Here is a 20,181-nt window from a genome sequence, read left to right as displayed (position 1 = left end):
GCTTCGGTCGGGTTGATCGGAGGCGGTTGAAAGAGGTGGTTGACAGCGGTTTTGGACGCTGTATGATTCGCCTCCCGCTGACGAGAGACGCGAGATTGATCGGAAGCGCAAGCGGTTGAGAAGAAAGAAAAACTTCTTCAAAAACAGCTTGACGAGAAACAAGGCTGCTGTAGAATGCGCGGCCTCGGTTGAGACGAAAGACTTGATCGAAACGCTCTTTAACAACTGAATCAAGCAATTCGTGTGGGTGCTTGTGAGGTAAGACTGATGGTCAGCAAGATTATCAGCATCACAATGTACTCAACGAGAAATCATTGAGTGCTCTTCTTTTAGGAGAAGAGATTTGCGATTGCTGAGCCAAGTTTAGGGTTTTCTCAAAACCCAAGCAGTATTGAACTGAAGAGTTTGATCATGGCTCAGATTGAACGCTGGCGGCAGGCCTAACACATGCAAGTCGAGCGGATGAAGGGAGCTTGCTCCCTGATTCAGCGGCGGACGGGTGAGTAATGCCTAGGAATCTGCCTGGTAGTGGGGGACAACGTTTCGAAAGGAACGCTAATACCGCATACGTCCTACGGGAGAAAGCAGGGGACCTTCGGGCCTTGCGCTATCAGATGAGCCTAGGTCGGATTAGCTAGTTGGTGAGGTAATGGCTCACCAAGGCGACGATCCGTAACTGGTCTGAGAGGATGATCAGTCACACTGGAACTGAGACACGGTCCAGACTCCTACGGGAGGCAGCAGTGGGGAATATTGGACAATGGGCGAAAGCCTGATCCAGCCATGCCGCGTGTGTGAAGAAGGTCTTCGGATTGTAAAGCACTTTAAGTTGGGAGGAAGGGCAGTAAGCTAATACCTTGCTGTTTTGACGTTACCGACAGAATAAGCACCGGCTAACTTCGTGCCAGCAGCCGCGGTAATACGAAGGGTGCAAGCGTTAATCGGAATTACTGGGCGTAAAGCGCGCGTAGGTGGTTTGTTAAGTTGGATGTGAAAGCCCCGGGCTCAACCTGGGAACTGCATCCAAAACTGGCAAGCTAGAGTATGGCAGAGGGTGGTGGAATTTCCTGTGTAGCGGTGAAATGCGTAGATATAGGAAGGAACACCAGTGGCGAAGGCGACCACCTGGGCTAATACTGACACTGAGGTGCGAAAGCGTGGGGAGCAAACAGGATTAGATACCCTGGTAGTCCACGCCGTAAACGATGTCGACTAGCCGTTGGGATCCTTGAGATCTTAGTGGCGCAGCTAACGCATTAAGTCGACCGCCTGGGGAGTACGGCCGCAAGGTTAAAACTCAAATGAATTGACGGGGGCCCGCACAAGCGGTGGAGCATGTGGTTTAATTCGAAGCAACGCGAAGAACCTTACCAGGCCTTGACATGCAGAGAACCTTCCAGAGATGGAGGGGTGCCTTCGGGAGCTCTGACACAGGTGCTGCATGGCTGTCGTCAGCTCGTGTCGTGAGATGTTGGGTTAAGTCCCGTAACGAGCGCAACCCTTGTCCTTAGTTACCAGCACGTAATGGTGGGCACTCTAAGGAGACTGCCGGTGACAAACCGGAGGAAGGTGGGGATGACGTCAAGTCATCATGGCCCTTACGGCCTGGGCTACACACGTGCTACAATGGTCGGTACAAAGGGTTGCCAAGCCGCGAGGTGGAGCTAATCCCATAAAACCGATCGTAGTCCGGATCGCAGTCTGCAACTCGACTGCGTGAAGTCGGAATCGCTAGTAATCGTGAATCAGAATGTCACGGTGAATACGTTCCCGGGCCTTGTACACACCGCCCGTCACACCATGGGAGTGGGTTGCTCCAGAAGTAGCTAGTCTAACCTTCGGGGGGACGGTTACCACGGAGTGATTCATGACTGGGGTGAAGTCGTAACAAGGTAGCCGTAGGGGAACCTGCGGCTGGATCACCTCCTTAATCGAAGACTTCAGCTTCTTCATAAGTTCCCACACGAATTGCTTGATTCACTAGCGAAAAGCGATTGGGTTTCGACCCGAGAGAGACGATTGGGTCTGTAGCTCAGTTGGTTAGAGCGCACCCCTGATAAGGGTGAGGTCGGCAGTTCGAATCTGCCCAGACCCACCAATTGTCATGGGATGTGGCCGATCTGTAGATGGGGCCATAGCTCAGCTGGGAGAGCGCCTGCTTTGCACGCAGGAGGTCAGCGGTTCGATCCCGCTTGGCTCCACCATTAACTCGATAATCGCTGAAAGCACAGAAATGAATGCGCTCTTTGAGTGTATTGATTTCTGGTCTTTGCGCCAGTAACTGTTCTTTAAAAATTTGGGTATGTGATAGAAGTAGATTTGGGTAATTACTTTCACTGGTGATTATTCAAGTCAAGGTAAAATTTGCGAGTTGCTCGAGAGAGCGAAATGCGGATTTTCGGCGAATGTCGTCTTCACGTTATAGACAGTAACCAGATTGCTTGGGGTTATATGGTCAAGTGAAGAAGCGCATACGGTGGATGCCTTGGCAGTCAGAGGCGATGAAAGACGTGGTAGCCTGCGAAAAGCTTCGGGGAGTCGGCAAACAGACTGTGATCCGGAGATGTCTGAATGGGGGAACCCAGCCATCATAAGATGGTTATCACACACTGAATACATAGGTGTGTGAGGCGAACCAGGGGAACTGAAACATCTAAGTACCCTGAGGAAAAGAAATCAACCGAGATTCCCTTAGTAGTGGCGAGCGAACGGGGACTAGCCCTTAAGCTTCTTTGATTTTAGCGGAACGCTCTGGAAAGTGCGGCCATAGTGGGTGATAGCCCTGTACGCGAAAGGATCTTAGAAGTGAAATCGAGTAGGACGGAGCACGAGAAACTTTGTCTGAATATGGGGGGACCATCCTCCAAGGCTAAATACTACTGACTGACCGATAGTGAACTAGTACCGTGAGGGAAAGGCGAAAAGAACCCCGGAGAGGGGAGTGAAATAGATCCTGAAACCGTATGCGTACAAGCAGTGGGAGCCTACTTTGTTAGGTGACTGCGTACCTTTTGTATAATGGGTCAGCGACTTATTTTCAGTGGCGAGCTTAACCGAATAGGGGAGGCGTAGCGAAAGCGAGTCTTAATAGGGCGTCTAGTCGCTGGGAATAGACCCGAAACCGGGCGATCTATCCATGGGCAGGTTGAAGGTTGGGTAACACTAACTGGAGGACCGAACCGACTACCGTTGAAAAGTTAGCGGATGACCTGTGGATCGGAGTGAAAGGCTAATCAAGCTCGGAGATAGCTGGTTCTCCTCGAAAGCTATTTAGGTAGCGCCTCGTGTATCACTGCTGGGGGTAGAGCACTGTTTCGGCTAGGGGGTCATCCCGACTTACCAAACCGATGCAAACTCCGAATACCAGCAAGTGTCAGCACGGGAGACACACGGCGGGTGCTAACGTCCGTCGTGAAAAGGGAAACAACCCAGACCGTCAGCTAAGGTCCCAAAATCCTGGTTAAGTGGGAAACGATGTGGGAAGGCTCAGACAGCTAGGAGGTTGGCTTAGAAGCAGCCACCCTTTAAAGAAAGCGTAATAGCTCACTAGTCGAGTCGGCCTGCGCGGAAGATGTAACGGGGCTCAAACCAGGTACCGAAGCTACGGGTTCAACGTAAGTTGAGCGGTAGAGGAGCGTTCTGTAAGCCTGTGAAGGTGAGTTGAGAAGCTTGCTGGAGGTATCAGAAGTGCGAATGCTGACATGAGTAACGACAATGCGAGTGAAAAACTCGCACGCCGAAAGACCAAGGGTTCCTGCGCAACGTTAATCGACGCAGGGTGAGTCGGTCCCTAAGGCGAGGCTGAAGAGCGTAGTCGATGGGAAACGGGTTAATATTCCCGTACTTCTAGTTACTGCGATGGGGGGACGGAGAAGGCTAGGCCAGCTTGGCGTTGGTTGTCCAAGTTTAAGGTGGTAGGCAGAGGTCTTAGGTAAATCCGGGATCTTAATGCCGAGAACTGATGACGATCCTTCTTTTAGAAGGAGAAGTGGTTGATGCCATGCTTCCAGGAAAAGCCTCTAAGCTTCAGGTAACTAGGAACCGTACCCCAAACCGACACAGGTGGTTGGGTAGAGAATACCAAGGCGCTTGAGAGAACTCGGGTGAAGGAACTAGGCAAAATGGCACCGTAACTTCGGGAGAAGGTGCGCCGGTGAGGGTGAAGGGTTTACCCCGTAAGCTCATGCCGGTCGAAGATACCAGGCCGCTGCGACTGTTTATTAAAAACACAGCACTCTGCAAACACGAAAGTGGACGTATAGGGTGTGACGCCTGCCCGGTGCCGGAAGGTTAATTGATGGGGTTAGCGCAAGCGAAGCTCTTGATCGAAGCCCCGGTAAACGGCGGCCGTAACTATAACGGTCCTAAGGTAGCGAAATTCCTTGTCGGGTAAGTTCCGACCTGCACGAATGGCGTAACGATGGCGGCGCTGTCTCCACCCGAGACTCAGTGAAATTGAAATCGCTGTGAAGATGCAGTGTATCCGCGGCTAGACGGAAAGACCCCGTGAACCTTTACTATAGCTTTGCACTGGACTTTGAATTTGCTTGTGTAGGATAGGTGGGAGGCTTTGAAGCGTGGACGCCAGTTCGCGTGGAGCCAACCTTGAAATACCACCCTGGCAACTTTGAGGTTCTAACTCTGGTCCGTTATCCGGATCGAGGACAGTGTATGGTGGGTAGTTTGACTGGGGCGGTCTCCTCCTAAAGAGTAACGGAGGAGTACGAAGGTGCGCTCAGACCGGTCGGAAATCGGTCGTAGAGTATAAAGGCAAAAGCGCGCTTGACTGCGAGACAGACACGTCGAGCAGGTACGAAAGTAGGTCTTAGTGATCCGGTGGTTCTGTATGGAAGGGCCATCGCTCAACGGATAAAAGGTACTCCGGGGATAACAGGCTGATACCGCCCAAGAGTTCATATCGACGGCGGTGTTTGGCACCTCGATGTCGGCTCATCACATCCTGGGGCTGAAGCCGGTCCCAAGGGTATGGCTGTTCGCCATTTAAAGTGGTACGCGAGCTGGGTTTAGAACGTCGTGAGACAGTTCGGTCCCTATCTGCCGTGGACGTTTGAGATTTGAGAGGGGCTGCTCCTAGTACGAGAGGACCGGAGTGGACGAACCTCTGGTGTTCCGGTTGTCACGCCAGTGGCATTGCCGGGTAGCTATGTTCGGAAGAGATAACCGCTGAAAGCATCTAAGCGGGAAACTTGCCTCAAGATGAGATCTCACTGGAGCCTTGAGCTCCCTGAAGGGCCGTCGAAGACTACGACGTTGATAGGTGGGGTGTGTAAGCGCTGTGAGGCGTTGAGCTAACCCATACTAATTGCCCGTGAGGCTTGACCATATAACACCCAAACAATTTGATGTTTGCGTGTCAGACGGTTGAAGTCGACAAACAAACCGAAAAGACGCATCGCTCGCAAGCGAAACCAATACAGCAACACCATCACATACCCAATTAGGGGAAGCGACTGAACACCGACTCCCCAACCGAATTGCTTGACGACCATAGAGCGTTGGAACCACCTGATCCCATCCCGAACTCAGAAGTGAAACGACGCATCGCCGATGGTAGTGTGGGGTCTCCCCATGTGAGGGTAGGTCATCGTCAAGCTTCTACACCAAACCCCCGATCATCGAAAGATGGCCGGGGGTTTGTCTTTGGGCGCGGGAAAACCATTTCTCGTCGTCTGCCAATAGTGCACACGATTCACTACCTAGGCACGCCTTGAGCGCTGGGTAGCTAACGCTGTGAGCCGCGCTTGTTGCTTAGAGTAACCGCTCGGTAGCGCGGGCGGGCGGGTTGGATGAATGGCCGGCGGCCCCAGGTCCACAAGGCGCGCTAAACGCATCTATAGCGTATACATAGATCGCCTTGCTTTTGTAAGGCTACAATCTTGTTGGAAATGCGGTTCACGGGACACCGCAAGGCACCACAAACGATAAGATAAATAAGCGGCTCGCAAGCCCGTCGCAATGCGTAGGTCAGTTGCCCCGGTATTCACATCCGCTCGTACAGGTTTCATGAATGCGAATCCGTGATAATTCTGGGAGTAGCGGCTTCAGTTCGTGCCAGATCCACTTCGCCAGATTTTCACTGGTGGGATTTTCCAGGCCCGGCAAATCGTTTAGATAGTTGTGATCGAGTCGTTCGTAGATTGGCTTGAATACTTGCTTTATCTCACCAAAATCTCGAATCCAGCCTGTATGAGCATTCACTTCACCCTCTAGGTAGATTGCGACCCGGAACGAATGGCCGTGCAGGCGGCCACATTTATGTCCCTCGGGTACATGCGGCAAGCGGTGGGCTGATTCGAACGTAAACTCTTTGAATATTTCCACTGATTCATCCAAGAGGTGAAAGTCAGGCTCATCTTACCGTCCTGTAACTAGGGTGTCACAGCTAAACAGGCTGCTTGAAAAAGCGCGTCTAAGTTCGTATCTCTTGCTGGACTTTGACACTACTGCGGGCTTGGGGCAAAGTACCCCGCTTTTTTATCGGCACGTGCCACTTCGAGGAGTTGAAATGAATGCAGTAGTGGCGGCAGTCGGTATTATGCTGATCCTAAGTCTTTGCCGGGTCCATGTAGTAGTGGCATTGATCACTGGGGCTATTGCCGGGGGCGTCTTGGGTGGGCTAGGGCTTGAGGGGAGCCTCTCTGCTTTTAACAAGGGGCTTGGGGGAGGAGCGACGGTCGCGCTTTCATATGCTCTGCTTGGTGCGTTCGCAGTCGCAATCGGCAAGAGTGGGCTAGCCCATGCTCTGGCAGACCGCGCTCTGGCTATGGTGGGTAAGCGCGAATCCCAGTCTGGCGGAGCAGTTAAGTGGACGATGATCGGACTGTTGCTCGCGGTCGCAGTGTCATCCCAAAATATCCTTCCTATACACATCGCCTTTATTCCTTTGCTGGTCCCGCCTCTGCTGTATGTACTGAGTAAGTTACAGATCGACAGACGATTGATCGCCTGCGTTCTGGCGTTTGGCCTAGTCACGCCCTATATGTTTTTGCCCGTGGGCTTCGGAAGCATCTTTCTGAATGAAATTCTTCTCGCTAATGTCGCCAAGAGCGGTGCTGATGTCTCTGGGATAAATGTAAGCCAGGCCATGTTGATTCCTGCCCTTGGGATGGGCGCAGGCCTGCTGATGGCCATGTTCAGCTACCGCAAACGGCGCGTCTACGATCTAGGCAAGGTCGATCAATTTAAAACGATCAGCGTGAGCTACAGCCCCCTCACCTTGCTGGTTGCAGCGCTGGCTGTTGCTGCTGCGTTCGTTGTACAGCTGTGGCTGGACTCGATGATTATCGGGGCCCTGATAGGTTTCGTTATTTTCTCCGTTTCTGGAGTGGTGCGCTGGAAGGAGGCTGATGATCTGTTCACCGAAGGCATGAAGATGATGGCTATGATCGGCTTCATCATGATTGCTGCAGCCGGATTCGCAGAAGTCATGCGCGAAACGGGCGAAGTCAAAACTCTTGTCGATGCGTCTGCAGAATGGATTGGAAACAGCAAGGCTATTGGCGCCTTGGTGATGTTGCTGGTTGGCTTGTTGGTCACCATCGGTATCGGGTCTTCCTTTTCCACCGTTCCGATTATCGCGGCGATTTTCGTTCCGCTCGGGTTGGAGCTCGGGTTCAGTCCGTTGGCCATCGTCAGCCTGGTAGGCACAGCCGGTGCGTTAGGGGACGCGGGCTCGCCGGCTTCGGACTCAACGCTGGGCCCAACTGCTGGGTTGAACGCAGACGGCCAGCACAACCACATCTGGGATACCGTGGTGCCGACCTTCCTGCATTACAACCTGCCGCTCCTTGCATTTGGCTGGGTTGCAGCAATGACGTTGTGAAGGATTGAACTACCGCCCATATGTATTGCGCGCCGTCCTAAGGACGGCGCTTTCATCATGCCACTTCCTACTGCCGAACCAGCACTCCTAACGGCAATCGCTGACTAATAGATACAGCCGCAGCGATAGGAAGCAGATTGTGAACTCAACTCTTGAGCAGAAAGTTTTTCTTGCTCTGTTGCTCATCGTAACCCTTGCGTTCTGCTGGATACTCTTCCCGTTCTACGGGGCAGTATTCTGGGCCGTCATTCTTGCCATCATTTTTGCGCCCCTCCAGCGTCGCCTATACAGCCGTCTTGGTAATAGGCGAAATTTGACTGCACTGATTACCTTGTCGGTATGTCTGGTCGTTGCGATTCTTCCAGTTATCCTGATTGCCGGCCTGCTGGTTCAAGAGGGCACTTCGCTTTATAAACAGATCGAAAGCGGTGAACTCGATATAGGCAGCTTCGTAGGTGGCGCAAAAGAACTGTTGCCCACATCGTTTCAGCTGCAGTTGCAGAGGTTTGGCCTTGGTGATATGGACCAAATACGCGAGCGGCTTGCAAGCGGGGCGCTGGAAGGGAGTCAGTTTCTGGCTACCAAGGCATTTAGTTTTGGCCAAGGAACCTTCCAGTTTCTGATCAGCTTTTTTGTGATGCTATACCTGCTGTTCTTCCTCATTCGAGACGGGCGAGAACTGGTAGCAATGATCCGGCGGGCGCTGCCTTTGAGCGATAATCAAAAACGTAGATTGTTCAGCAAGTTCACGCGCGTGGTCAGGGCAACGGTTAAAGGAAATATCGTCGTAGCGGCCACTCAAGGATTTCTTGGCGGTGTGATTTTCGCTGTGTTGGGTATTCCTGCTGCGTTGCTCTGGGGCGTACTCATGGCGTTCTTGTCATTGCTGCCAGCGGTCGGTGCAGGATTGATATGGACGCCAGTTGCAATTTACTTCCTTATGAAGGGAATGGTCGTACAGAGTGTAATTCTCACCCTGTACGGTGTTTTGGTGATTGGCTTGGTGGATAACATCCTTCGGCCGATTCTGGTAGGGAAGGACACCAAGATGCCCGACTACTTGGTGTTGATCTCGACGCTGGGCGGGCTCGCTCTGTTCGGCCTTAATGGCTTCGTGATCGGCCCGCTCATTGCTGCGCTGTTCATGTCCACGTGGGGGTTGTTTACCGCCCCCGAATCCAAACCGTTAGCTTAGGCGCGCCCGGTCGTACCGGGCGCACCTCGGGATCAAAGCACTCGTCCGCCATCGTCACGAGTGATGATTACCGTAGCAGAACGGGGCCTACGTCCTGGACCATCGGGCCAGGCGCTGGTGTATTCGGTGGAGGTCGAACCTTCTCCAGGGTGCTGAATATTGACGAACAGGGTGCGGAAGTCGGGAGTGGCTGTAATGCCTGTCACCTCGGCTCCTCTTGGCCCAACCAGGAATCTCTTGGTCTCACCCGTCCTGGGGTCCGACACCAGCATTTGGTTGTTGCCAAAAGGACCACCGCTCAGCTGGCTGCCGCTCATGTCAGTCTGGATCCAGAGACGTCCCTCATCGTCGAACCAGAGGCCGTCCGGGCTGGCCAGGATGCTCGCTTCGTCCAGTGATTTGCCACGCGGGTCGAGACTGTCGTTCTGTGGCCCGGCAAGTAGATAAAGGTCCCAGTGGAATTGGGTACCGATGTGATTTCGTCCAACCTCGCGCCAGCGGATGATATGTCCGTAAGGGTTCGGTGCTCGGGGATTGGCTGCGTCGGCCTCCTGTCGAGCGCTGTTGTTGGTCAGTGTGAAATACACTTCGCCCGTGTCAGGATGCACCGCGCCCCATTCCGGGCGATCCATTTTGGTCGCTCCGACAATGTCCGCTGCGACTCGAGTATTGATCATTACATCGCCCTGATCGGCGAATTCGACGCCAGCGTTGGCACACGCCTGTTGAAAACCTGCGTCGTCGATGTCCAGCGGTAACCAATCGCCGCTGCCATCCGGATTGAAGCGAGCGACGTACAGAGTGCCTTCATCGAGAAGGCGGCTATCGCCGCGCATTGGACGGTACTTGTCGCGGCTGACGTATTTATAGATGTACTCGTTTTGCGAGTCGTCTCCCGAATAGCAGACCACTGGCCAACCCGGCTTGACGGGTGCGAACACCAGTCCTTCATGGGCAAAACGGCCCAGCGCGGTGTGCTTTACCGGTGTGGAGTCAGGATCGAACGGGTCGATCTCGACGATCCAGCCAAATGTATTGGGTTCGTTGCGATAGTCGGCACGGGCGTCTTCGGCTGTTATGGTGGCATCGAAGCGCTGGAACTCATCACCTTGAATGGTTTCCCAGCCGTAACGGCTCGTCGAGCGGAGTCCGTAGCGCTGCAGGTGCCGAGGAAGCTCTGCGTCGCGAGTCGCGAAATAGCCCGCCCAGTTTTCCTCGCAGGTCAGATAGGTTCCCCAAGGTGTGTAACCATTTGCGCAATTGTTCAGGGTCCCACGAGTGGAGGTGCCGCTTGGGCTATAGCGGGTTTTCATCAGGTCATGACCGCGGGCGGGGCCTTCGATCCGCATCGGTGTCGCGCCGGTGATGCGTCGGTTGCGGGCGGATGGCAGTACAGCCCACTCGCCGCGGGCATTGCGACGGATTTCTACGATCGATACGCCGTGGGCGTTGATCTCCTTTCGGACCTCATCGGCATCGACGCGTCTGTCGCCCACGACAGTGGGCCCGTTTCGATGCAGCAACGGCGGATCTATATATTCGTGATTCAGTGCGAGCAGGCCATGGTCACTCTTGCGTCCTTTGAACTTTGCGTCCATCGGGAAGAAGTGCATCCCGTCGTGGTGCATTCCGGTCTGTTGCGCTTGGTGTTCCGCGCTGTTGCTGCCGTCTTCCAGATACGCCGGATAGCTTCCGCAGATAGGCGTGCCCCAAGGAATGAACACTTGTGTAGAAAAGCCGGATGGGACCGTGACAGTGTCCGCTCTGGTGACGTTTACGGCGCCGAACGGGAGGCGGGTACGTCGCTGAAAGGGCAACTTGTTGGCTGCGCCTGCAGGTTCGGCTGCGCCCGCGATGGCAGGCAAACCACCTAAAAAGGCCAACGCTCCAAGCGCCGCGCCGCCTGCCAGAACCTTGCGTCGACCCGCACTGACGACATCCTGAATATGGCAGTTGTTTGAGCGGTTGCTCGGCAGTTCATCGCCATTGCCGAACATGATGTTTTGATTATCGTCAGTCACGACGCAGCTCCATAGGTAATCGACGGAACTGTGACGCTAGGCTGAGGTTGCGACAATTTAATGACAGGTGAGCGGCTGCCGACAAGCGGCTCGCTTGTTTGGCTACAGACACCGTGGAGGCGCCGCCCTAGGGGCGGCGCAACAGCTTCAGAGCCAGCCTTTCTCCTTATAGAACCGCTCAGCGCCCTCATGCAATGGCGCGGTGAGGCCGACGTGGATCATGTCCTTGGCGTCCAAGTCGGCAAACGCCGGGTGCAGGCGTTTGAAGCGCTCAAGGTTGTCAAACACGGTCTTAACCAGCTGATAAACGATTTCCGGGTCGGTATTCGCGGTTGTCGCCAGCACCGCCTTGCCGCCGATCGAGGGGACGGCTGCATCTACACCTGGGTAGAGCCCGGCGGGAATCTCGGCTGCGGTGTAGTAATCGGCGCCCTTTAGAAAGGTGTCGATCTGCGCACCATCGACCGGAATCAGCCTGGCTTTAACGTTGGTCAGTGCTTCCTGAATCGCCCCGCTGGGATGTCCGACTACATAGGTAATCGCGTCGAGGTTGTTATCGCCGAGTGCCGAGGCCATCTCTGCTGGCTTGAGTTCGCTGGCCAGGGCGAAGTCGGCGTTGGTCCAGCCTTTGGCCTTCATAACCTCTTCGAACGTATCGCGGCTACCAGATCCCGGTACCCCAATGTTCACTCGCTTGCCCTTGAGGTCATCGAACGACTCGATACCACTATCGCTTCGAGCGACCACAGTGAGAATCTCGGTCTGCAATGAGAATACGGCTCGCAGTTCCTTGATAGGGCCGTCCTTGTCGAAAGGGGCGAGCCCGTTCAGGGCTTTATGCTGATGGTCGGACTGAATGAAGCCGAATTCATATTCGCCGTTTTGCAGCGACATGATGTTGGTCACACTACCGGCGGTAGACGGCGCGTTGCACTTGATCGCTGGCTGCACTTCGGCGCGGTTGAGAAAGCGGCACACCGACTGACCCGCCGTGTAATAGACCCCGGTCTGGCCACCGGTACCGATAGTGACGAAACGCTCCTGGGCCATGCCGGTATTCGCACCCAGGGACCCGGCAAGTACGCAGCCGAGCAAACCGATACGGATCTTCTTATTCATCGTGAGTCCCTCTCATGTTTTTGTTGGTTGGGTTTGCCACCGTATCGTCCGTGACGACCACGGCATCATCTCAGCGATCGCGATAGAGCATGAACCGGTGCTAGCGGATCAGGCGCTGGCGGCGATCACCATGATTTCCACGAGCACGTCTGCTGAGGCGAGGCGGGCTTCCACAGTCGCTCGCGCCGGCGCGCATTCGGCCGGCAGCCATTCGCTCCACACTGCATTCATCGCTGCGAAGTCGGCTTCGATGTCCTTCAGCCAGATCTGCGCACTGAGGATCCTTGAGCGATCGGAGCCGGCCTCGGCAAGCAAGTTGTCTATCTTCGCCAGCACCTGCCGGGTCTGCCCATCCGCGTTCTCGCTGCGGTTATCGGGTACTTGGCCAGCCAGAAAAACCAGGTTGGCGAACGTGACGGCTGCGGACATACGTTCATTACTGCGGATACGTTGCAAAGTCATGCGGAATCCTTTTGGGTGCGTGGTCAGGAAGCAAGAGTGAGGCCGTCCAGAGCAACGGCCGGACGTCGATCGCCAATCAGGTCGCAAAGCAGATCGGCGCTGCCACAGGCCAGGGTGAAACCGAGGCTGCCATGACCCACGTTGAGCCAGAGATTGTCGATTGCAGTGGCACCGAGCAGCGGTGTTCCCTTCGGGGTCGCCGGACGTAACCCCGCCCATTGAGCCGCCGTACGGTAGTCTCCTGCGGCGGGAAAGGTTTCGCTGGCGAGGCGCTGCAACATGGCGATCCGACCCTGATCGAGACTGGCATCCCAGCCACCGATATCGACCATCGCGGCCACCCGCAACTGGTCACCCAAGCGCGCATACACCACCTTATTGTCGTAGTCGGTCACGTTGGTTTCCGGAATGCCGATGTGACTGCTCAACGGCAGCGTCAGGCTGTAGCCCTTGAGTGGATAAATCGGCAATTCGATCCCCAACGGCCGCAGCAATGCGACGCTGGCGGTGCCGGCGGCGATTACCAAGTGGTCCAGCTCCAGCCGCTTGCCACCGACATTCAGCGAGCGAATCCGGCCGTTCTCCTTGTGCAGCGCCCCGACTTCCCATCCACAGTGCAAGCGAAAGTTCGGCGATCGTTCCAGCCGTTCGAGTAGCCGTCGGCAGAACAAGAGGCAATCGGCGACTTCGTCGCCAGGCGAATAGATGCCGCCGTGCAGCTCACCGGATAAGGGCAGCAGCGCCGGCTCGATTTCGATGCACCGCGGGCCATTAAGCACTAATTGGCCTGCGCTTGTATCGAGCCCGGCAGCTGACTTTTCGAAACTGGTTCGGTTGCGATAGATCACCAGCTTGCCATTGGCGCGCCAACCGAAGTCACTGAGGCCGTCTTCTTCCCGCCAGCTGCGCAATACCTGCTGGCTGTGCAGGGCGAGGCGTAGCAGATGCTGTGCGTTGCGCCGATTGGTGGAGCGCCGGCAGGCGAGCAAGAAGCGCAGACACCAGCGCCACTGCTGTCTGCTGATTTTCGGCCGGAACCGCAGGGGCGCATCGTTGCCACGCAGCATCCAGCCCAGCGCCTGCATGGGAACGCCTGCATCGGCCAGCGGCGATACGTAGCGGTAGCTAAGCTGGCCGCCATTGGCGAAGCTGGTCTCCATCGCCACCTGATCGCGCTTTTCGACCAGTTCGACCTGATGCCCCTGGCGCACCAGTGCATAGGCCGTGGTCAGCCCAATGACACCGCCACCGATTACCGCGATTTGCATCGTGCCGCTCCCAGACATTTGATGACAGCAGCCTAGAATCAGCGGGAGCGAAGCGGCCAATGAAAGGATGAAGGTAAGTCATAACCCGGGGTTATGGTTATGCTTCGGCACTCAGATCAGAGGATTGCGCATGCGCCTTCGCCACATCGAATTGTTCCAGGCCATCTTGCAGACGGGCAGCCTGACTGCCGCCGCGCAGCTACTGCACATATCCCAGCCAGCGGCGAGCAAAATTCTCAAACATGCCGAGCAGCAGCTCGGTTTTGCGCTGTTCAATCGGGTGCGGGGCAAGCTCCAACCGAGCGCCGAAGCGCGGATCTTGCAGCAGGAAACGGAGCGGCTCGCGGCCGATCTGCAGAATCTCCGGCGGCTGGCTGGCAATCTCGGTCGGGGCGAGGAGCGTGCGTTGCGACTGATCTGCACGCCTGCATTAGCGCAAGCGCTGGTGCCCGAGGCGCTGCGCCTTTGGCGTACGCGATTCACCAGTACGCAATGCCACCTGGCCACCCAGCACACCGCTGAGATCATCCAGGCCTTGTTATTGCGCGAGGCCGATCTAGGGCTGACTTTGCAGGCGGTGGAACATCCGGGTCTGAGCAGCCAGCTCCTCGCGCAGGGACAGATGATGGTGATCGCTCCGGTCGGCTGGTGGTCAGACGAAACGCTTTCGCATCCCTTTCGGTTGGAGCAATTGGCCGATGCCCCGCTGATCGGTCTGGATACGCATGATGCGCTCGGCGGTCTGCTGCGCGGCCATCTGGAAGCGCTCGATCCGCCGCCGCGCATCGATACCTGGGTACAGACGTACCAACTGGCGCGCACGCTTGTTGCTGCCGGGCAAGGGTTGGCCCTGGTTGATCCTTTGACCGCGCAGGCAGGGGACGGGCAGCGGGTACTGGCACGCCCCTTAGAGCCGCTGATCCCCGTACCGCTCTATGCGCTGGAGAGAACCCAGGAAGCGGCGTCCGCAGCGCAGCTCGAACTGCTTGAGCAGGTACGCAAGCAAGCCAACAGCCTGATGGGCGATCAGCTCCGACCGTAGTCATCGGCTGGCTTGTCCTGCGATTCAGATGTGCCTGAGTTACCATCGCGATACATATCACCATCGCCTATTTTTTCATGGAACTCAGCTCCCCGCTTGCCCTGTACCAGCAGACCATCGTCGATCAAGGCTTTGTCAGTGACGCTGCTCAGCTGCGCGCCGTTGCCTTGCTGCAGCACTGCCACGACGCCTTGCACGGCACTGCCATGGAGACGCCGCGCGGCGTCTATCTATGGGGGCCGGTGGGACGTGGCAAAACCTGGCTGATGAACATGTTTCACCGCAGCTTGCGAGTACCGTCACGCCGGCAGCATTTTCACCATTTCATGCGCTGGGTGCATATCCGGTTGTTCCAGCTCAACGGCACGGCTGATCCACTGCAGGTGCTGGCCAAAGAACTAAGCCAGGAAGTGCGTGTACTGTGCTTCGATGAGCTGTTCGTTGGCGATATCGGCGATGCGATCATCCTTGGACGCCTGTTTCAGGTCATGTTCGAGCACGGGGTGGTCATCGTCGCCACCTCCAATCAGCCGCCTGGCCAGCTATACGCCGATGGCTTCAACCGGGAGCGATTCGTGCCGGCTATCGATGCCATCGAGCGGCACATGAACGTAATCGAAGTGGATGGCGGCGCGGACCACCGACAGCGACCAGGCGCCGCGCTACAGCGCTATTGGTTAACCATGCCAGATAGCGTCAGCGCGCTGTGGTCCGTATTCGATGAGCTGGCGGGCGGCGAGGATTCCAATACAACTGTGGTGACCGTTGGCCATCGTCCGGTGCAGACCGTACGCAATAGCGGATCGGTGATCTGGTGTCGTTTTGCCGATCTCTGTGAGCAGCCGTTTTCGGCTTTGGATTTCATCGAGCTGTGCGACCGCTTCTCTGCGATTCTGATCAGTGAAATTCCGAAGCTCGGCAGCGAGCAGAGGGAAGGGCGCATTGCTCGGGGTACCGAAGATGCTGCGGCGCAGGTAGAGGCGGGGGATCGAGAGTTACCGAGGTTGGCCCCGCGCGACGATGCGGTCAGACGTTTTATTGCGCTGGTGGATGAGTGTTACGACCGCGGTGTGCCGCTGTATCTGGAGGCCCGGGTGCCGCTGGAGGCGCTGTACACCCAGGGATATCTATCGTTCGCGTTTCGTCGCACCCTGAGCCGGCTACGGGAAATGCAACTGCAGCGATTCGGCACAGCCGGGGCAGGCACCGTTTAGTCGCGGTAGAACACTTGCACCAAGTGATAACCGAACTGGCTTTTTACTGGGCCATGTATCTCGCCCAGTGCTTTCTTGAAGATGATCTGATCGATGCTTCGGACCATCTGTCCTGGTCGCACCTCGCCCAGATCGCCACCTTTCTTGCCCGACGGGCAAGTCGAATACTTCCTCGCCAGCACATCGAAGGCCTCGCCGCCGGCTATGCGCTTTTTCAGCTGTGCAGCTTCGGCTTCGGTCTTCACCAGAATATGGCGGGCCATGGCTTTGGGCATTGCGTTTCTCCTTGCGTGCGGCGGCGATTGTAGTCAGGGCAGATGCAAAACCGAAGCAGCATCGCCCAAGGCCGACCGTTCGTCCGCCACCTGACCCGACGAACGGTAGTTATGGGTGCTTCATGTTAGCGCTACCATTCTGCTCAACAATCATAACGCAGCACTTCGATGCTGCTGGAGAGCCGATAGTGGATTCCCACTCCAACAGCGATTTTCCTGCGACCTGTCGAGCGTTGGTGGTGATGGGCGTCAGCGGTTCGGGCAAGACCGATACCAGCCACGCCGTCGCCGAAGCACTGGGTTTTCGACATATCGAAGCCGACCATTTCCATCCCGAAGAAAACGTGGCACGCATGCGTGCCGGCACACCGCTGTCGGACGCTGACCGTGTCGAGTGGTTGCAGAAGCTGACGGTCGAGATGCAGCGCGCCATTGATGACGACGTTGGTTTCGTTCTGGCCTGTTCCGCCCTCAAGTGCCGCTATCGTGACTTGCTGCGCCATGCTGTTCCCGGCCTGCGTTTCGCTCACCTAGCCATCGACTACGACATCGCCGTGCAGCGTGTTGGCGGGCGTGCCGGGCACTTCATGCCTATTTCGCTGGTGGACAGCCAGTTCGCCACTCTCGAATCACCGGAAGGTGAGCCGGGCGTACTTGTAGTTGACGCCAGCCAGCCGCGTGAGCGGGTGCTGGAGGCAATCGTTGGCTGGATGCAGCAAGGCCCGGGTCTGGAGATCAGCGAGCGTGAGGGGCTTTCGGCGGCTCCGCTTGATAGCGCTAACACGTCGACGGTGCGAGGTGCCGAGCTGACCAGCCCGCCAATCTATAGTGGACGAGTCGCCCAGGGCTTCGATCGCATTACCGACTGGCTGATGGCCGCGTTGCTGGCCTTCATGGTCATCGTGGTATTCAGCAGCGTGGTGTTGCGCTACGCCTTTGGCACTGGCTGGACCGGTGCCGAAGAGCTGTCCCGGCTGGCCTTCGTCTGGCTGGTTTTCGTCGGCGTCGCGTCTAGCATGCGGCGAGGCGAGCTGATGGCCTTCAGCATGATCCGGGACCGCTTTCCCTTGCTGTTTCGCCGTGTCGTGGATTCGATCAGCTGGATCATGGTGGCCGTCGCCAGCGGCATGGCCGCCCTGGGCGGCTGGCACCAAATGCAGTTCGGCTGGAACATCAATAGCCCGGTAGTGGGTTATCCGCTGGCGATCGCCATGGTTCCGGTCGCCGCTAGCATGCTCGCGCTGACGGTGCTGGCCTTGCTCCAGCTGATCAACGTCTGGCGTCGACAACCGCCCGCGCATATCGCCGAAGCCAATGTAACGGCCGATTGATTTCCTGATAACAACAAGGGCAGACGCCCAACCGAGGTCCGTACATGACTGTCGTCGTCTTTCTCTCGTCATTATTTGGCTTCATGGCCTTCGGTATGCCGATCGCCTTCGCGCTGATCCTCACTGGCGCGGTGCTGATGTGGTATCTGGATTTCTGGGATGTGCAGCTGCTCGCGCAGAATCTGCAGGCCGGGGCTGACAGCTTCCCGCTGCTGGCCGTGCCGTTCTTCATCCTTGCGGGCGAACTGATGAACGCCGGCGGTATTTCCCGGCGCATCATCAACATGGCGCAGGCTTATTTCGGCCATAAGCGTGGTGGTCTCGGCTACGTGGCGATCGCCGCGTCGGTGCTGCTGGCGAGCATGTCCGGCTCGGCGTTGGCGGACACCGCCGCGCTGGCGACGCTGCTGTTGCCGATGATGCGCGAGCGTGGTTATCCGTTGAGCTCGTCCTCGGGCTTGGTGGCGGCCGGCGGCATCATTGCGCCGATCATTCCACCGTCGATGCCGTTCGTGATCTACGGCGTGGTGACCAACACCTCGATCAGCCAGTTGTTTCTCGCCGGTATGGTGCCGGGCTTGATCATGGGCGCCGGGCTGGTGATTGCCTGGACCCTGATCGCGCGCAAGATCGAAGAGCCACCACAGGCGAAGGCCAGCGGAGCTGAGCGCCGCAAGGCTCTGGTCGATGGTTCGGCTGCGTTGATGCTGCCGGTGATCATTGTCGGTGGCTTGCGTTTTGGCCTGTTCACGCCTACCGAAGCGGCTGTTGTGGCTGCGGTCTATGCGTTGCTGGTGTCGACGCTGCTGTACCGCGAGCTGAGCTGGAGCGGAGTGATAGAAGTGCTGACCCGCGCCAGCCGCACCACGGCTTCGGTCATGTTCCTTTGCGCAGCCGCGATCGTTTCCGCCTACATGATTACGCTCGCCCAGTTGCCAGACGAGATTGCCGCCATGCTCGGGCCTTTGGCCGAGGATCCGAAACTGCTCATGGTTGCCATCATGGTGCTGATGATCGCGATCGGCATGGTGCTCGACCTGACCCCGACGATCCTGATTCTCGGTCCGGTACTTGCGCCCATTGCGGTCAAGGCGGGCATCGATCCTGTGTATTTCGGCGTGATGTTCGTGCTGATCGGCTCGATCGGCTTGATTACACCACCAGTCGGTACGGTGCTCAACGTCGTCGGCGGAATCGGGCGGCTACGCATGGAAACCCTGGTCCGTGGTGTGACTCCGTTCTTCGCCATTTACCTCGTTATCGTCGCACTGCTGGTCGCGGTGCCGTCGATCATCACCGTGCCGCTGCAGTGGCTCAGGTAATCGGTCAAAACAACAATCGCTTCACCCAATCCTCCACAACAACAAAAGGTACGTCAGCATGAAACGTTTTCTGATCGCGGCCCTGGCCGCTACCACCCTTGGCAGTGCCATCAGCGCTGTTACCGCACAGGCGGCCGACGATATCCGTCCGCGGATGATCCGCTTCGGCTACGGTCTCAATGAGGACAGTAACCAGGGGCGCGCGGCCAAGGTACTCGCCGAAGAGATCGCCAAGGCGTCGGACAACAAGCTCAAGGTCCGCACCTTCGGCTCCGCCAGTTTGGGCTCGGACGATCAAATGCAGAACGCGCTGATGGGCGGGGCGCAGGAAATGATGGTCGGCTCGACGGCGACCCTGGTTGGTATCGCCAAGGAAATGGCCGTGTGGGATACACCTTTCCTGTTTGAAAGTGAAAAGCAGGCGGACTACGTGCTGGACGGCCCCGTGGGTCAGAAGGTCATGGATGCGCTGGAAGCCAAGGGCCTGGTCGGCCTCGTTTACTGGGAGAACGGCTTTCGTAACTTGACCAACAACGTGCGCCCGGTCGAGAAGATGGAAGACTTCAACGGCATCAAGTTGCGCGTGATGCCTAACCCGGTGTTCATTGACACCTTCAAACAGATGGGCGCCAATGCGGTGCCTCTGCCGTTCTCTGAGCTGTTTACGGCGCTGGAAACCAAGGCGGTAGACGGCCAGGAAAACCCCTACAACACCATCCTCTCTTCGAAATTCTACGAAGTGCAGAAGTATCTGAGCGTGACCAATCACGTCTACAGCCCATGGATCGTCACGGCGTCCAAGCGCTGGTGGGATGGCCTGTCCGAGACCGAGCAGAAGATCATCATGGACGCCGCGAAGAAATCACGCGATTCGGAGCGTGCGGACACCCGTGCCGAAGCGCAAGAAGCCTTGGCCAAAATCAAGGAGCAGGGCATGGAAATCAACAAGGTCAGCCCTGAAGAGATTCAGCGCATGCGCGAGAAGGCCAAGCCAGCGATTCAGACCGTGGTCGACACGGTGGGCGAGCCCTTGTTCAACGAAGTCCAGGCGGAAATTGCCAAAGCGCCGAAGTGAGCGGCCGCGCCCCT

13 protein-coding genes, 2 tRNA genes and 3 rRNA genes are annotated in these 20,181 nt (G+C 56.8%); 12 read left to right on the top strand and 6 right to left on the bottom strand.

The annotated features are described in order from the left end of the window. Positions 1-393: 393 nt before the first annotated feature. The 5 genes from UF78_RS11835 (at position 394) to rrf (ending at position 5,614) form a co-directional block, all read left to right on the top strand. Positions 394-1,930 (top strand): 16S ribosomal RNA (locus UF78_RS11835). A 91-nt stretch (positions 1,931-2,021) separates the two neighbouring features. Next, positions 2,022-2,098: transfer RNA gene (locus tag UF78_RS11830), tRNA-Ile, on the top strand. Between the two features lie 30 nt (positions 2,099-2,128). Continuing rightward, positions 2,129-2,204 (top strand) — tRNA-Ala (locus UF78_RS11825). Between the two features lie 249 nt (positions 2,205-2,453). Then, a 23S ribosomal RNA gene (locus UF78_RS11820) occupies positions 2,454-5,344 on the top strand. Between the two features lie 154 nt (positions 5,345-5,498). Then, positions 5,499-5,614, top strand: a 5S ribosomal RNA gene (gene rrf, locus UF78_RS11815). The 16S, 23S and 5S rRNA genes sit together here with 2 tRNA genes alongside, the layout of an rRNA operon. A 371-nt stretch (positions 5,615-5,985) precedes the next feature. Here the strand turns inward: rrf and queD are convergent. Further along, positions 5,986-6,342 (bottom strand): 6-carboxytetrahydropterin synthase QueD, encoded by a 357-nt coding sequence (queD, locus tag UF78_RS11810; protein ID WP_045162419.1) that lies wholly within the window; start codon positions 6,340-6,342, stop codon positions 5,986-5,988. A gap of 184 nt (positions 6,343-6,526) precedes the next feature. Here queD and UF78_RS11805 point away from each other — a divergent pair, with 184 nt between their 5' ends. Together UF78_RS11805 and UF78_RS11800 are read left to right on the top strand one after the other, a co-directional pair. After that, the gene (locus tag UF78_RS11805) at positions 6,527-7,843 is read left to right on the top strand and encodes a Na+/H+ antiporter family protein (protein ID WP_045162418.1); all 1,317 of its coding nucleotides are present in this window, start codon (positions 6,527-6,529) and stop codon (positions 7,841-7,843) included. A gap of 136 nt (positions 7,844-7,979) precedes the next feature. Beyond that, positions 7,980-9,038, top strand: a complete 1,059-nt coding sequence (locus UF78_RS11800; protein WP_045162417.1) for an AI-2E family transporter — start codon at positions 7,980-7,982, stop codon at positions 9,036-9,038. Between the two features lie 32 nt (positions 9,039-9,070). Here UF78_RS11800 and UF78_RS11795 read toward each other — a convergent pair whose 3' ends face one another. From UF78_RS11795 to UF78_RS11780, 4 genes are all read right to left on the bottom strand, one after another. Continuing rightward, positions 9,071-11,035 (bottom strand): PhoX family protein, encoded by a 1,965-nt coding sequence (locus UF78_RS11795; protein ID WP_423831471.1) that lies wholly within the window; start codon positions 11,033-11,035, stop codon positions 9,071-9,073. A 171-nt stretch (positions 11,036-11,206) separates the two neighbouring features. Further along, positions 11,207-12,178, bottom strand: a complete 972-nt coding sequence (locus tag UF78_RS11790; RefSeq protein WP_045162415.1) for a TAXI family TRAP transporter solute-binding subunit — start codon at positions 12,176-12,178, stop codon at positions 11,207-11,209. A 108-nt stretch (positions 12,179-12,286) separates the two neighbouring features. After that, a complete protein-coding gene (locus tag UF78_RS11785; RefSeq protein WP_045162414.1) occupies positions 12,287-12,640 on the bottom strand; it encodes a RidA family protein in 354 nt (117 codons plus the stop codon). A gap of 23 nt (positions 12,641-12,663) precedes the next feature. Further along, positions 12,664-13,908: a D-amino acid dehydrogenase gene (locus UF78_RS11780; protein ID WP_045162413.1), complete on the bottom strand. Its 1,245-nt coding sequence runs from the start codon at positions 13,906-13,908 to the stop codon at positions 12,664-12,666. Between the two features lie 130 nt (positions 13,909-14,038). Here UF78_RS11780 and UF78_RS11775 point away from each other — a divergent pair, with 130 nt between their 5' ends. Together UF78_RS11775 and zapE are read left to right on the top strand one after the other, a co-directional pair. Then, positions 14,039-14,950, top strand: a complete 912-nt coding sequence (locus tag UF78_RS11775; RefSeq protein WP_045162412.1) for a LysR family transcriptional regulator — start codon at positions 14,039-14,041, stop codon at positions 14,948-14,950. 77 nt (positions 14,951-15,027) lie between these two features. Then, positions 15,028-16,164 carry a cell division protein ZapE gene (gene zapE, locus UF78_RS11770; RefSeq protein WP_045162411.1) on the top strand — a complete coding sequence of 379 codons (1,137 nt, stop codon included), beginning with the start codon at positions 15,028-15,030 and terminating at the stop codon, positions 16,162-16,164. On the opposite strand, the gene UF78_RS11765 is transcribed toward zapE, so the two are convergent. Further along, the gene (locus UF78_RS11765; protein WP_045162410.1) at positions 16,161-16,439 is read right to left on the bottom strand and encodes a peptidylprolyl isomerase; all 279 of its coding nucleotides are present in this window, start codon (positions 16,437-16,439) and stop codon (positions 16,161-16,163) included. The two genes, zapE and UF78_RS11765, sit on opposite strands and share 4 nt — an antisense overlap. A 242-nt stretch (positions 16,440-16,681) precedes the next feature. On the opposite strand from UF78_RS11765, the gene UF78_RS11760 reads away from it, so the two are divergent. The 3 genes from UF78_RS11760 to UF78_RS11750 are packed head-to-tail and all read left to right on the top strand — an operon-like array spanning position 16,682 to position 20,167. Then, positions 16,682-17,770: a gluconokinase, GntK/IdnK-type gene (locus tag UF78_RS11760; protein WP_045162428.1), complete on the top strand. Its 1,089-nt coding sequence runs from the start codon at positions 16,682-16,684 to the stop codon at positions 17,768-17,770. A 44-nt stretch (positions 17,771-17,814) separates the two neighbouring features. Then, positions 17,815-19,092: a TRAP transporter large permease gene (locus UF78_RS11755; RefSeq protein WP_045162409.1), complete on the top strand. Its 1,278-nt coding sequence runs from the start codon at positions 17,815-17,817 to the stop codon at positions 19,090-19,092. 58 nt (positions 19,093-19,150) lie between these two features. Next, positions 19,151-20,167: a TRAP transporter substrate-binding protein gene (locus UF78_RS11750; protein ID WP_045162408.1), complete on the top strand. Its 1,017-nt coding sequence runs from the start codon at positions 19,151-19,153 to the stop codon at positions 20,165-20,167. Positions 20,168-20,181 lie beyond the last annotated feature (14 nt).

This window comes from Stutzerimonas stutzeri (genome assembly GCF_000952685.1).
Classification (GTDB): domain Bacteria; phylum Pseudomonadota; class Gammaproteobacteria; order Pseudomonadales; family Pseudomonadaceae; genus Stutzerimonas; species Stutzerimonas stutzeri_E.
Note: the sequence above shows the minus strand (reverse complement) of the source record. Positions and strands in the feature narration are given on the sequence as shown.

What these genes read in the sequence shown, in the direction of transcription:
- UF78_RS11765 (WP_045162410.1), bottom strand. Translation starts at nt 16,439, where the DNA reads ATGCCCAAAGCCATGGCCCGCCATATTCTGGTGAAGACCGAAGCCGAA.
- UF78_RS11760 (WP_045162428.1), top strand. Translation starts at nt 16,682, where the DNA reads ATGGGCGTCAGCGGTTCGGGCAAGACCGATACCAGCCACGCCGTCGCC.
- UF78_RS11780 (WP_045162413.1), bottom strand. Translation starts at nt 13,908, where the DNA reads ATGCAAATCGCGGTAATCGGTGGCGGTGTCATTGGGCTGACCACGGCC.
- UF78_RS11805 (WP_045162418.1), top strand. Translation starts at nt 6,527, where the DNA reads ATGAATGCAGTAGTGGCGGCAGTCGGTATTATGCTGATCCTAAGTCTT.
- UF78_RS11755 (WP_045162409.1), top strand. Translation starts at nt 17,815, where the DNA reads ATGACTGTCGTCGTCTTTCTCTCGTCATTATTTGGCTTCATGGCCTTC.
- UF78_RS11785 (WP_045162414.1), bottom strand. Translation starts at nt 12,640, where the DNA reads ATGACTTTGCAACGTATCCGCAGTAATGAACGTATGTCCGCAGCCGTC.
- zapE (WP_045162411.1), top strand. Translation starts at nt 15,028, where the DNA reads ATGGAACTCAGCTCCCCGCTTGCCCTGTACCAGCAGACCATCGTCGAT.
- UF78_RS11795 (WP_423831471.1), bottom strand. Translation starts at nt 11,035, where the DNA reads ATGTTCGGCAATGGCGATGAACTGCCGAGCAACCGCTCAAACAACTGC.
- UF78_RS11775 (WP_045162412.1), top strand. Translation starts at nt 14,039, where the DNA reads ATGCGCCTTCGCCACATCGAATTGTTCCAGGCCATCTTGCAGACGGGC.
- UF78_RS11790 (WP_045162415.1), bottom strand. Translation starts at nt 12,178, where the DNA reads ATGAATAAGAAGATCCGTATCGGTTTGCTCGGCTGCGTACTTGCCGGG.
- UF78_RS11750 (WP_045162408.1), top strand. Translation starts at nt 19,151, where the DNA reads ATGAAACGTTTTCTGATCGCGGCCCTGGCCGCTACCACCCTTGGCAGT.